This window comes from Sphingomonas sp. Leaf208, assembly GCF_001421415.1.
GTDB lineage: Bacteria > Pseudomonadota > Alphaproteobacteria > Sphingomonadales > Sphingomonadaceae > Sphingomonas.
On record NZ_LMKH01000016.1, the window covers coordinates 1 to 12,672 of the forward strand.

9 protein-coding genes and 2 pseudogenes are annotated in these 12,672 nt (G+C 55.1%); 7 read left to right on the top strand and 4 right to left on the bottom strand.

The window, feature by feature from the left end:
• Window positions 1-546: pseudogene (locus ASE69_RS09435) on the bottom strand (IS66 family transposase); the annotation flags it as partial.
• Window positions 547-610: 64 nt separating this feature from the next.
• A pseudogene (locus ASE69_RS22005) lies at window positions 611-756 on the bottom strand (IS3 family transposase); the annotation flags it as partial.
• Between the two features lie 565 nt (window positions 757-1,321).
• Here ASE69_RS22005 and ASE69_RS09440 point away from each other — a divergent pair.
• Window positions 1,322-3,520 carry a cadherin-like domain-containing protein gene (locus ASE69_RS09440; RefSeq protein WP_056485572.1) on the top strand — a complete coding sequence of 733 codons (2,199 nt, stop codon included), beginning with the start codon at window positions 1,322-1,324 and terminating at the stop codon, window positions 3,518-3,520.
• Window positions 3,521-3,659: 139 nt separating this feature from the next.
• Here the strand turns inward: ASE69_RS09440 and ASE69_RS09445 are convergent, their stop codons facing one another.
• Window positions 3,660-4,661 (bottom strand): glycosyltransferase, encoded by a 1,002-nt coding sequence (locus tag ASE69_RS09445; protein ID WP_056485575.1) that lies wholly within the window; start codon window positions 4,659-4,661, stop codon window positions 3,660-3,662.
• Window positions 4,662-5,058: 397 nt separating this feature from the next.
• Between ASE69_RS09445 and ASE69_RS21335 the strand changes: the two genes are divergently transcribed.
• The 6 genes from ASE69_RS21335 (at window position 5,059) to ASE69_RS09470 (ending at window position 11,507) form a co-directional block, all read left to right on the top strand.
• Window positions 5,059-6,564 carry a lipopolysaccharide biosynthesis protein gene (locus tag ASE69_RS21335; RefSeq protein WP_082453034.1) on the top strand — a complete coding sequence of 502 codons (1,506 nt, stop codon included), beginning with the start codon at window positions 5,059-5,061 and terminating at the stop codon, window positions 6,562-6,564.
• 110 nt (window positions 6,565-6,674) lie between these two features.
• Window positions 6,675-7,475 carry a hypothetical protein gene (locus tag ASE69_RS09450; RefSeq protein ID WP_056485578.1) on the top strand — a complete coding sequence of 267 codons (801 nt, stop codon included), beginning with the start codon at window positions 6,675-6,677 and terminating at the stop codon, window positions 7,473-7,475.
• A 51-nt stretch (window positions 7,476-7,526) separates the two neighbouring features.
• Entirely contained in the window at window positions 7,527-8,528 is a 1,002-nt protein-coding gene (locus ASE69_RS09455; RefSeq protein ID WP_162236868.1) for a polysaccharide pyruvyl transferase family protein, read from the top strand.
• A gap of 285 nt (window positions 8,529-8,813) precedes the next feature.
• A complete protein-coding gene (locus ASE69_RS09460) occupies window positions 8,814-9,878 on the top strand; it encodes an Ig-like domain-containing protein (RefSeq protein ID WP_056485583.1) in 1,065 nt (354 codons plus the stop codon).
• Window positions 9,859-10,605 (top strand): Ig-like domain-containing protein, encoded by a 747-nt coding sequence (locus ASE69_RS09465; protein ID WP_268795491.1) that lies wholly within the window; start codon window positions 9,859-9,861, stop codon window positions 10,603-10,605. The genes ASE69_RS09460 and ASE69_RS09465 overlap by 20 nt, the downstream gene beginning before the upstream one ends.
• The gene (locus ASE69_RS09470) at window positions 10,515-11,507 is read left to right on the top strand and encodes an Ig-like domain-containing protein (RefSeq protein WP_156362267.1); all 993 of its coding nucleotides are present in this window, start codon (window positions 10,515-10,517) and stop codon (window positions 11,505-11,507) included. The genes ASE69_RS09465 and ASE69_RS09470 overlap by 91 nt, the downstream gene beginning before the upstream one ends.
• A 73-nt stretch (window positions 11,508-11,580) precedes the next feature.
• On the opposite strand, the gene ASE69_RS09475 is transcribed toward ASE69_RS09470, so the two are convergent.
• Window positions 11,581-12,363, bottom strand: a complete 783-nt coding sequence (locus tag ASE69_RS09475) for a hypothetical protein (protein ID WP_056485592.1) — start codon at window positions 12,361-12,363, stop codon at window positions 11,581-11,583.
• Window positions 12,364-12,672 lie beyond the last annotated feature (309 nt).

Sequence of the window (12,672 nt, forward strand, 5' to 3'; positions counted from 1 at the left end):
GGCGAGCCGTTCGCTGGCGTTCCGACCCCAGATCACGCGTTCGGCAGCGAAGATCGCATCCATGCGGGTGACGATGTCGACGGCAAGCGGCGTCCGGCTCAGGCGAGCTTCCTTGAAGAACGGGCGACGGGCGGGTGCCCAGCACACTGCTTCCAAGATGGGTCCTGGCTTGCGACCCGCGGCGTAGAATGCGTCATAGCCGCTATAGGCGTCAGCCTGCAGGATGCCGGCATACCGAGCAAGCTGCCGCTGCGGATGGGCGCCTGTGCGGTCGCGGGTGTAGTAATAGCAGACGGCGGGCGGGTCAGTCCCGCCAAAGGGGCGGTCGTCGCGAACGGATGCCCAGATCCTGCCCGTGATGGTCTTGCCGGCTGCCATGACCGGCACAGTCGTATCGTCATGGTGGATGCGCTCGCCGGCGGGGATGTGCGCCTCGATGAGATCGACCATGCCGCGCAGCAGGACGGTGCCGTGGCCGACATAGTCGGCAAGCGTCGACACGCTGATGCTCATGCCTTCAGCGGCACGGTGCAAACCACGGTGCTTGCACTGTGGCTAACATCTCAGCTCAGACTAGCACCCGCCAGATGCCCCTCACCGGATGCAGACCTTTCATGACGCGGTAGACGCGTTTCGGATTGGGCGCTTCGCGCCCGGTCTTTTCGGCTTCCGGCGCAGCAGAGGATGAACGCGGCGATAGCCGTACGTTGGCAGATCAGCGACGCGCGCCCGGATGCCAGCAACCAACTCAGCATCCGGCAGCGGTGGGCGTCCGCGTGTTCGGAGCGACGGGCGATGGTGCATTGTAGGCAGGTATGGGCGAGTTGACAGCAGCTATACTGGTTACCGTTGCTTCTCCAACTAACGAGATGTCTGCCAATTTCGTTCGATGGGAATACACCGCCCGCTCACAGCAGCGATTTTCCTTTTGAGTTTCGGTCCCCGGCCAGAGGTTTACGAAGCGCCTTTGGTACGGAATCGTCCTGACGTAGTGGCAACCCGTAGCCCATCGGGATCGCGACATTTCGCTATCAGTTTGAAAAAGCTGTAAAGTTCCGGACATTTCCTCAACTCAGCCCGGGTTTCTAACGCCTCACGCGGGAAGGCCTGTTGTTTATCTGAGACATGGTTAACGACGAGCATCGGGCACATCACTTGCGTCATCCTGTTTTAGGGATGTCGAAGGCGCGATGTGGGTGGGTTGGACATAAATTGATCATGGCGTGCACTGATGTGTACGTGGTGTGGACCAATATGCGACAGATGTCGTGGGTCAATATCACGATCATCGATGCTGTGCATATATGGGAGCGGGACACGCATGGCACTTACGGATATCAAGTTCGGGGACGAGGTTTTCCTCCAAGGCAAATATCTAACACTCGGCATCAATGGCAGTGGATCGCTGGGAACTAAGAAGATTGCGCCGGAAGGCATTTTTACTGATATTGCAAACGGTTTTAACCGTGTCGGCATGTATGCGGATTTCGATGGCTTTGGTGTTGGCAAGTCGTCGACAGTAACCGAAGCGATGCTGGACGGCACGCCAACCGAAGGTTTCACGATCGGCTACAAGATCGGGGGTGCCACTTTCATCGCGGCAAACCAAGAGCGCACGTCGCGGATCAATATCGCTGGCATCAGCAGTGATCGTTCGACGGCCGATGTTGCCAAGGCCGGTTGGGTCGGCGCAACGACCGAAAAGCTGACGGTCGATCAGACCATATCGCTGACCGATGATGGCAAATTCGTTCGGGTCGATGTCATCCTGACCAACAAGTCTTCATCGGCAATGGACGATTTGCGTTACATGCGATCGATCGATCCCGATCAGGGCAGTAGTTTCTCGACCGAAAACAAGATTCTCAGTCAGTCAGGCAGCGCCGGCGCGTTGGTTGCGGCCTACGCCGGTGGTGTCACGCCGGTATTTTATTACGCTGAGGATGCGCGAGCCGTCGTGTCCACCACAGCCGGCTATCGCAGCGTTGATCCCTATACTGCAGCAGTGAGCACTGCTCCGCAGCCGACGGGCTATACGCTGAAGGGTGACAACGTCATCAACATCGCGTTCAACGTTGGTTCGCTAAATGCCGGGGGCAAGACCACCCTAACCTATTACATGGGTGTTACCGACAATCTCGACACCACGATTGCCGCCATAAAGGGGGGGCCAGCGAAGCCGATCAACGTAGCTCCGGTAGCAGTCAACGATGGTTTTGTAGTCATCGCCGGGACTACGATCAACGGCAACGTGCTTTCTAACGATCATGACGCGAATGGCGACACGCTTTCGGCGACGCTCTCTTCAGGTCCAAAGAACGGCACTCTGCTCCTTAATAAGGACGGGACGTTCACCTACGAGGCGGCGTCCGGTTTCGTCGGAACCGATACCTTCACTTATGCCGCGAGCGACGGCAAGGCGTCGGACACCGCGACGGTAACGGTGAAAGTATCGGCTCCAGCGCCGACGAATATTGCGCCGACAGCGGTTGACGATGCATACAACTTGGTTGAGGGGGGCTCAGTCAAAGGCTTCGTGTTGGCCAACGACAAGGATGCGAACGGTGACGCACTGGTCGCGGCGTTGAAGACCGGTCCAGCTAACGGCACCGTTTCAATCGCTAACGACGGTAGCTTCGTTTACACTGCCAAAGCCGGCTTTTCTGGGACCGACAGCTTCGTCTACACGGCCAGCGACGGCAAGCTTGCAAGTGCGGCGACCGTAACGCTTACAGTGACCGCGCCACCAACGACTCCGCCAGTCAGCCCGTCCATTGATCCGCTGCTCACCCGTGCCGGTACCGTCGACGTGTCGGCGACCGGTGATCAGACGGTAGCAGGCGCTGCCTACCACAACAGTTTTTTCGTCAACACGACGAGCGCGTCGGGAAGCGATCGGATCACTAACTTTGCTCATAATGACGTCCTCGTAACTGATGAAGCGCTGTTCGACGGCAACGGTGACGGGGTGATCGGGATTACCGGCGGAACCGCAAAGCTGGATTCGCTGGGTAGCGATACGCTGCAATTTGATGGATTGACGGGTTTGCGTAGCATGGGCACCAGTGCGACCGGACTGCACGTTTATGCCGATGCGAGCGTGCGGCCGGCGGATGCGATCGAAAGCATGCTCGGCAATGAGGTGTTGCGTGGTGATGCCGGCGATGCAAGGGCGCAAACATTCTTCTTTGACACCGCGCTAGGCCTCGATCTCGGTAGCGACCAAATTACCAACTTCGGTCCGAAGGACATTCTGGTGACCACTACGTCCTTACTGGACGGTAACCGCGACGCTATCATCGCATTCGGCAGCGGCGGTCGGGTCAAGCTTTTGGGTGACAGCGGCGCACCGGGGGACAAGGCCGTTCTTGGCGAAGCTGGCAGCATCGCTCTATCCAATATCGATGACGGCGCTGTCAACAAGATGGAGTTCGACGGGGCAGTCGTCCATGACGGGACGACCTATTACGTCTATAGCCTGATTGGGTCTGCGGGAGGCGTCGACACTCTGCATTTCTGAAGCATGTTCCCAGGTCATCGCTCTAAGCGTGGCCTGGGAAACCTTTGCCATACATTGTCAGCCCATTGCCAGCCGACGACCATCAAAGTGCGCTTCCATTGCACTTCCAGAACGTAATCGTAACGCTGAATCTGTTGCATTACGGAGAAATGCTGGAACTGTTGCGTGCACGGCGTCGTGCCGCGACCCTCCTAAGAAGAGGTTTTATCATACGCCAGGCGGCAGGACGGCGGGCCGAGATATTAGCAATCAACATCATGACCTGCGTGAAAATCGAATGGGACTGTGCACCGTTAGACGCGATGACGGCCCGGCCTTGGTCCTCGCTGCCTTCGGCCAATTCCATCAAGCCGATCAAATTCAATCGCTTGCCAAGCGCACGGGAGCCATGACGCATCAAGATAGCTGAATTGCCGTAGCGATCAATATGATCCCCCAAGCCCGGCCGCCATGAGTCTGCACATTGCTGAGCAAAGTCAGCGAAGTAGCCTTGAAACATCATCTTGATAGGGTCTGCACTGACCGCATTGTCGAACCGGCGCCGGACATAGAGGACTTCTGGTACTATCGAAAATTTAGTAATGCGATCCATGCGCAACCACAGGTCATGATCCTGCGCAAAGGCAAAGAAGGAACGGTATCCACCGATCTGATCGAAGGCGGATTTACGGAACATGGCCTCCCCATGGCTGATCGGATAGGTATTCAGGAGTTGATGGTAGCTCATCTGCGCTTCAAGCGATCTCTGGCTACGGAGGCCAACAGGGCGACCATTTTCATTTTCTATAAAGCAACCCACGACCCCTACGGCAGGGTTGTCGAACAAAACCTGAGCCTGCCGCTCTATCCGGTGTGGTAAGGACACGTCACCCGAGCCATGAATGGCCACGATATCGCCGCGTGCACTTTTTACCGCAGCGGCAATCGTATTGGTGAACCCTTGATTACGCTGTATCCGAATGTCTAAACGCGGATCCTGCAATGCCCGCAATCGATCAGCAGTATCGTCCTTCGAACCGTCATCGACAATAATGATTTCGAGCGGCGAATAGGTTTGAGCGAGAAGGCTAGATACAGAGCGCTCCACTTCTTGGGCGCGATTGTAAAAAACGCTGACAATCGTAATTAGGGGATTTGTCATCCAATACTCCAGAGAATGGCAACGCATGTTCAGCAGACGGAGTGTCTACCGTGACCGTTTAATCGACGAAAAGCGTCGTATCACGATTGGATCGCGCTATTTCAACACTGATTGGCTCGAGTTACGCTGTCGTGGGAATCTCGTCCACCATGGCGCTGGTAACGGAGTACTCGCGCCGGAATTCAGGTTTCAATCGCTGACAGCGGATCAGTACGGATTGAAGGTTGGCGGTGAAGCGCTGATGGTAGTAACCCCACCCTCGATGGCAACAGAGCCGGCACGATACCTTATATTGTTATAAATCGAAGGCTTAAAATCCGCTTCTGCTCAGCTATGGAAGTGGCGTGAGCCGCGACCGGACCCTGTTAGTGCTCTAGCGTATCGAACGGAGAATCTGGTGGATAAAGAAGAAGCGAAGCGACGGCACAAAAAGGCGCCGTTAATGCTCCTGTTGCGACGTTTTTTCGTTGTAGGTGTTGGGCTTCTCTCGACCATTACCATCGCGCGGCTTGTCGGTCCCAAAGCCTACGGCTTGGCCAGTATGGCTGGAATGGTGCTAATATTGGCGCAGATGTTTAGAGATTTCGGGGTGACCTCCGCCTTACTGCGCAAACGTACCGTGTCGGTTGAAGAAAGAAGCTTTTTATTCTGGTTCAATACGACGACAACAACCACAATAGCTTTGGCCCTTGTTGTATCAGCGCCATTCATAGCGAGTTTTTATAACGAACCCGTGGTCGCATCAACCATGATCGTATCTGCTATTGGTTTCTGGTTGGGGGGGCTGTCGCTTCAGCATCGTTCAATCCTCTTAAGAGACATGCGATTCAGTGAAATTGCCTGGATCGATACCGCCGCGGTCGCGGCAAACTTTATTATTTCTCTGTCGGTGGCCATTATTCGACACGACGTATGGGCAATAGTTTTGGGAAATCTCGCTCAACAGGTGATAGGCGGAAGTTTATACATTTTAAGATCCCGATTTGTACCCAACCGACCGAAGATGATCGACGGATTTGGAGAAATTATCAAGTTTGGCGCTAACATGTCAGTATTTACTATATCTACGTTTTTATCCGCTAACCTTGGTGCGATCCTAATTGGCCATTCCATGGGGGCGGCATCTCTCGGACAGTATAACAGGGCGCAAAATCTCTTTTCCTTGCCAAACCAAAATCTCGTACAGCCTATTGCCCAAGCGACTTTGCCGCTTTTGACGCACCTTAGGGCGGATGCCGTCGCATATCGCGAGGCGTATCTCAAACTTGTGCGGACATTGAGTACATTCCTAATACCGTCAGCCGTATTTTTAACATTTGCTGGTCATTCGCTTACGATCGTGATACTAGGGCCAAGATGGGATGATGCAGGTATAGTACTCTCATTCTTGGCACCAGTGCTAGCTCTGATGGGACTTGTCTATAGTCTTGATGATCTGTTTATGACGCAAGACAGGTCGGCGGAGCTGCGAACTGTCGGTCTTATAGAAATGGTATTTCGCATTGCATCGGTGTCGGTGGGTGTCTTATTTGGCCTTGTCGGTATCGCAATAGCGTATTCGTTATCCAGCGCTATTGTATGCTTAGTCAGAATACATATTGCCGGCCGTAGAGGACCTGTAACGGCAAGGGACCAGATATCGCAGATATTCCCCGCTCTTCCGATTGGGCTGGCATGTGCGGCATCTTGCCTCACCGCGAAGATACTATTTTGGCAATTCCCACAGTCCGCGGCTGTCGAGCTTGCCGTGCTGATCGCGGGAACGTTGTTTGGAGGCCTGTTAAGTTTAGCATTCAAGTCACCTCGCCGTGCGATAGTCGAGCTTTTCCAGACGTTCGGCCTTCCTGCGGGCATTCGCGCTAAAATTAAACGTCGCTCGGGATCAACCCGGCCGACAATTTGATATCCTTAGCGAATACCTGCAATGGCACGGTACCGGACCATTTCGTGAAAGAGACGCCGGCGGATCACGCCGTCGTTTGCTCATTGAAACGAGAAGATAGGTGAGATTATATGCTTAAGTTCCTAGTTCCGGTACGTCACCAAGCTGGCGTCAATGACTGGTCCGAAATAGCGCGCAATCTTAAGACGACTTTGGCTTCGATCGCGGGGCAGGCCCATCCGGATTGGCGTTGTGTCGTTGTAGCTAACGAGGGCGCGGACTTGCCGACCATGCCACCCGGCTGCGAGGTTCTGCGCATCAATACTCCGTATAAGCCCCTGCCCCCGCGCACGCCTGAGCGTGAAGCTTATGAAGCTGCGATCAGAGCTGACAAAGGGATGCGGCTTTGGGCGGGGTTGAACCACATGGAGCCGGGTGGTTTCGTCATGGTGGCCGACTATGATGACTTCGTGCACCGCGATCTTGCGCGTCTTGTAGCGGAAAATCCCGACAATCCGAGCGGTTGGTATGTCGAGGAGGGGTACCTCTTTACCGAGGGTAGCAGCGTCATGAGAAGGCGCAGCGAATTTCATATGGTTTGCGGTACATCGAACATCGTGCGTGACGAGCTCCTGCGACAGGCGCCCGCGGGCGAAAGCCTCGATTTTCATATTCAGCGTCGACTTGGCAGCCACGTCAGCATCGTTGCAGATGCTACCAAGTGGGGAATTGAAATGCAGCCGGTACCATTCCCGGCTGCCATCTACCGCGCAGGATATGGCCAGCAGGTGAGCGGCTACAGGGGAGTGTGGAAGAGCATCTTGGCTAACCTCAATCCGCTACATCCCCGAAAGATGTTCAGGACGATAGCCTCAGTCACACCCATCACTTCAACGATACGGCGTAATTTTTGGGGGACGGCTGCACATTGAATGAGGCATCCGTCTTGCTCCGCCAAACACGGCAACCATTAGGAAACAATGATGGAAATTATCTACTTTAGGGATCCTGAAGGTAATTTCGGCGACGATTTGAATGCCGATCTCTGGCCGGCGTTGCTACCGCAGCACGTCCTCGACAGTGACCGGGTGCGCCTTCTTGGCATAGGCAGCATCCTCAACGCCACCAGCCTTGCACGGGCGGGGCAGTCACGTCTTCCGACGTTCGTGCTAGGCTCTGGAACCTCTTACGGGCGGCCACCGCATGATCTAGACGGATTGACCGTCAACGCTGTGAGAGGGCCTTTCACGGCGCGCGCCCTTGGGCATCCGGAGGCGGCCGTAACAGACGGTGCTATCCTTATGGCTGCAACGCCTGGCTTCCTTCCGGCTACCCGCGCGGCATCCGGCATCGTTTACGTTCCTCATCACAAGTCATTGTGGCGAGGGCATTGGAAGCGTGTCGCCGAAACAGCCGGCATGACGTTCATTGATCCGCGCTGGCCTGTAGGCAAAGTTTTGCAAGTGATGGCCGGTGCTAAGCTAGTCATTGCCGAAGCGATGCATGGGGCAATATTCGCCGATACATTAAGGATACCTTGGATTCCCATCGTGGGATCGCCAAGAATCGATGCGTTCAAGTGGCGCGATTGGACGCTATCTATTGAGCAAGCGTACAATCCGATTATGATCCCATCGAGCACGTGGGTAGAAGCTCAGGAAGTTCGCCAACTGCAGCAAACAGAGCAGATGCGCATAGAGGCCTTTAAGCTTGGAGATCATGCCACACAAGCCGAACTGGTTGCGTATCTAACCTCACGTCATCCGGAAAGCGCGGGCGTTCATAAGGCGCCACTGACCGCATCGATGCGCCGGATCGTGTTGGCCGGATCCCGTCTGGCAGCCAACGTGACACATGTGGGCCATGCAGCCGAAGCGCTGTCGAAGGCTTCAAATGGACCGCAGTATCTTAGTCGTGATGCGGTATTTGATTCGCGGCTTTCGCGAATGATGGATGGGGTTCAAGTCCTAACCAAGATGGCCTGATACTAATCGTATCGATGCGTCGCTCGCTTCCGATAAGAATGTGGGCGCGCGTTGGTCGATATTTAAGGACGTCGGTTCGTGTGAGCGTCCGAATACGAGTATGCTGAAATCTCGTTTAACCTAGCTGCTTCATACTCTTGCAAATACCTCGAGGTATTAGCGTCTTGCGAGCCTCAACGGGGGGATCGTCCGGCGTTGCGCTCTGCGTGACCGGTGACCAGAAGTCGTGCGAAGCGATGTTCGATCCTTGAAGGGCGATCGCTTTCCGACATTCGGAGATGGCGCATGATTGAGGAAGTTCTCGGAAACGAAGTATTTCTGCAAGGCAAGTATATCAGCCTTGGTATCAATAGCAGTGGCACACTGGGGACGAAGCAGACGGCACCAGATAGCGTATATACCGACAGTATCAACGGCTTTATCCGTTTGGGTATGGTCGCTGACGTCGATGGCTTTGGCACTGGTAAGGCCGCCACACGCGAAACGATGCTGACCGGCACCCCTCAGGAAGGTTTCTCACTCGGCTACGATATCGGTAGCAGTCATTATGTGCGCACTAACGCCGAACGTACCTCGATGCGACAGATCGCCGATGGTGCTACCAGTGCTCAATCGACCGACAACACAATGACTGCGACCTGGAACGGCACGACGGCTGAGAAGGTCAAGATCGATCAGGTCATGTCTCTCGCGGACGATGCGAAGTTTGTACGGGTTGATATTACCCTTACTAATCAAACGGGATCCGCTATGGAAAACGTGCGCTACATGCGCACGATCGATCCGGACCATGGCCCGAGTTTCACGACGATCAACACTATCGTCGAACAAGGTGGCGATGGTGCTGACGGTGCGTTAATCGCCGCCTATGCTGGCAAGGGGACGACGCCGTTCTTCTACTATTCGGCCGATGATCGCGCAAAGGTGTCAACTTACGGCTTAAAGAATTACGATCCCTATGCTGCGGCTGCTTATACGACGGCCCAGTCTGAGGGCTTCAGCAAGGAGGCCGACGAGTCGATTAATATCAATTTCGACGTCGGCACTTTGGCTGCAGGGGCTAAGACCACCATCACTTTCTACTTTGGCATTACTGACAATCTCAATACGACCATATCTGCAATTAAGAGCCACGATGCATCGACTTCCACCCCGCCCCCGGTGCTTGTGCCGATCAATCACGCGCCTACCGTCGCTAACGACAGCGCGTCAACGACGGGGACTGCGCCTGCGACGGGGAATGTGCTGACTAACGACAAGGACGGGGACGGCGATGCGCTGACCGCGACCCTCGTTAAGGGACCGACGCATGGTACGCTGACGTTAGCAACTGACGGTAACTACCGTTAATAGCACGCCAACGGTGGCCAACGATGCGACTTCGACGACCGGGACGGCACCGGCGACGGGGAATGTGCTGGCTAACGACAAGGATGCGGACGGCGATGCGCTGACCGCGAGCCTAGTCAAGGGACCGACGCACGGTACTCTGACGTTCGCAGCTGACGGTAGCTTTAGCTATGTTGCCGACAAAGGTTACGTCGGCGCCGATAGCTTCATCTATGCCGCCTCGGACGGTAAGGCGTCGGCCAATGCAGCAGTCTCGATCAATGTCGCTCCGGTACCAAATAGCACGCCGACGGTGGCGGACGATGTGGCTTCAACGACAGGGACCTCGGCTGCGACGGGGAATGTGCTGGCTAACGACAAGGATGCGGACGGCGACGCGCTGACCGCGAGCTTGGTAAAGGGACCGACGCACGGTATACTGACCTTCGCAGCAGACGGTAGCTATAGCTATGTTGCCGACAAGGGTTACGTCGGTGCCGATAGCTTCACTTATGCCGCCTCGGACGGCAAGGCGTCAGCGAATGCAGCAGTCGTGATCAATGTCGCTCCGGTACCAAATAGCACGCCAACGGTGGCCAACGATGCGACTTCGACGACCGGGACGGCACCGGCGACGGACCAAATAGCACGCCAACGGTGGCCAACGATGCGACTTCGACGACCGGGACGGCACCGGCGACGGGGAATGTGCTGGCTAACGACAAGGATGCGGACGGCGACGCGCTGAGCGCGAGCTTGGTCAAGGGACCGACGCATGGTACACTGACGTTCGCAGCTGACGGTAGCTATAGCTATGTTGCCGACAAGGGTTACGTCGGTGCCGATAGCTTCGCTTATGCCGCCTCGGACGGCAAGGCGTCGGCCACTGCAGCAGTCGCGATCGAAGTGAATGCCGAATTGATTGTCAAGGTGCCGCCAACCGTGACTCTATTTCAAAACGGATCGGATTCAGCTAATCAGCTGCTTACCGCCACCGTCGGGCATGATGTTTTCTATTTTGACAACAGCAAGACCACAGGGATTGATACGATTCAGCGGTTTGATCGCGGCGATGTCATTGGGCTAAAAAAAGCGCTGTACGATGGCAACGGGGATGGGATCATTACCAGCTCTAAGGGGGGATTTGCGCTCCAGAATCCGGCAGGTACGAATGTCGTGAAGATGGCAGATGTGTCGAGCCTCCGCCTGATGGGCACCGACGACGATGGTACCTACATTTATGCGTCTGGCTCGGCGCGCCCACGGGGGGCGCTGGAAAGCAAGATGACTGACGATCGTCTGGCCGGTGACGTCAAAGACAAGAAGATGCAGACCTTCTTCTTTGACACGGCACTCGATCTAAACCTTGGTCACGATACGATCGCCAACTTCGGTAAGAAAGACATCTTGGTGACGACCGATGCGTTGGCTTTGGACACGACCGGGCATGTCGCGCGGACGACAGATGGGGGAATCGTGCTAACCGGTAACGGCGGTGCTCACGCAATTGGGGAGATCGATGTCTTTACGATCGGCGGAAGCCACGCGCCCTCGTTGGAATTTGATGGCTCGATTACGCGGGATGGCGCCACCTATTATGTCTACAGCCTTGATGGATCCGCAGCCGGGCTTGGTAGTCTTATAGTCTGACGACTGAAAAGTGCATATAAAAAGGGGCAGTCTTTCGACTGCCCCCTCTTATATTATTAATCCAGCGAATGAATTAGATGGTGGGGGTGACACCATAATAGTAGTAATTCACTCCACCAACAGTCTTCGTATCAAGCAGGCTCAGGTGATCAATGCCCGGGTTGACGAACTCGATCTGGCCACCATGCGACGGGCCAACGTCGCCCTTAATGCCATCGGTGTCGCCAGGCAGGTCGAGGACCTTGTTCTTACCGAACGTGATTATAGCACCCATGTCCGGACCGTTATGAACCTTGGTGGTCGTAACAATACGGTCATCAGCACCAAAGTTCGAAATTGTGTCGCCGCCTAAGTTTAGGCCGAGCGCCGTGTCGAACAGGTAGGTCTTAGCACCCGTTCCTGCATCGAGGGCGTCGTTACCGACAGTACCTTCCGTCATTCCGGCCAGACGCGTGCTCGCATCCGCATAGGCATAACCGGTGCCATTGCCCTTGGTGCCAAGATAACGCAAAGCGTCGATATTCTGACCGCTATTGTTGCTGATCGTGATCTGTGCTTCGCCGGCGTTCTTGCCGCCCGAACCGGTACGATCGATGTCAAGCTGACCGTTCGGTCCGAACGAGATGATGCCATCGTTGTTACCGTCGAAGATCTTCTGGAAGTTAATGATAGAATCATTCTTCTCAAAGTTCTGAATCGTGTCATCACCGGTAATGCCGTTACCAAACACGAAAGCTACGGCCTGCTTTCCAGTCGCATCATACTCTAGCGTATCATACGTATCATTGGTGGTGTTGAAGGTAACATTGAAGCTATCCGCCGTCGTGATCAGCGAGTCGTTAGTACCAAGAGCCATGATATCGTTCCCTGTTGTTTTGCGCCGCACCAATTAACTTCCACGCCAGGAAGCCGTAGCCAGCACCCGACGTCGTATGGCTGCGGGTGCCTGTAAATTAACACTTCGTCAACCATTTCCTTATTAGACTAGGCCCATTTTGAGACACTTGTGCCCGCCTTTGAAAAACGGGGAGGTAAATACGCTCAAGTGTTAAAAAAGACGCATCGGCCGTTAACCAAAATAGGTTTCTTGCGTGTTTGGGTCTCCGTACCCCCGCGTGGTGACCCATGGTCCACCACATCACCAAACGACAGGTTGTGGTTTGGC

Bases quoted from the DNA above. Each gene is read 5' to 3' on its own strand.
- ASE69_RS09450 (WP_056485578.1), top strand. From the start codon at position 6,675: ATGCTTAAGTTCCTAGTTCCGGTACGTCACCAAGCTGGCGTCAATGAC.
- ASE69_RS09460 (WP_056485583.1), top strand. From the start codon at position 8,814: ATGATTGAGGAAGTTCTCGGAAACGAAGTATTTCTGCAAGGCAAGTAT.
- ASE69_RS09455 (WP_162236868.1), top strand. From the start codon at position 7,527: ATGGAAATTATCTACTTTAGGGATCCTGAAGGTAATTTCGGCGACGAT.
- ASE69_RS09475 (WP_056485592.1), bottom strand. From the start codon at position 12,363: ATGGCTCTTGGTACTAACGACTCGCTGATCACGACGGCGGATAGCTTC.
- ASE69_RS09445 (WP_056485575.1), bottom strand. From the start codon at position 4,661: ATGACAAATCCCCTAATTACGATTGTCAGCGTTTTTTACAATCGCGCC.
- ASE69_RS09440 (WP_056485572.1), top strand. From the start codon at position 1,322: ATGGCACTTACGGATATCAAGTTCGGGGACGAGGTTTTCCTCCAAGGC.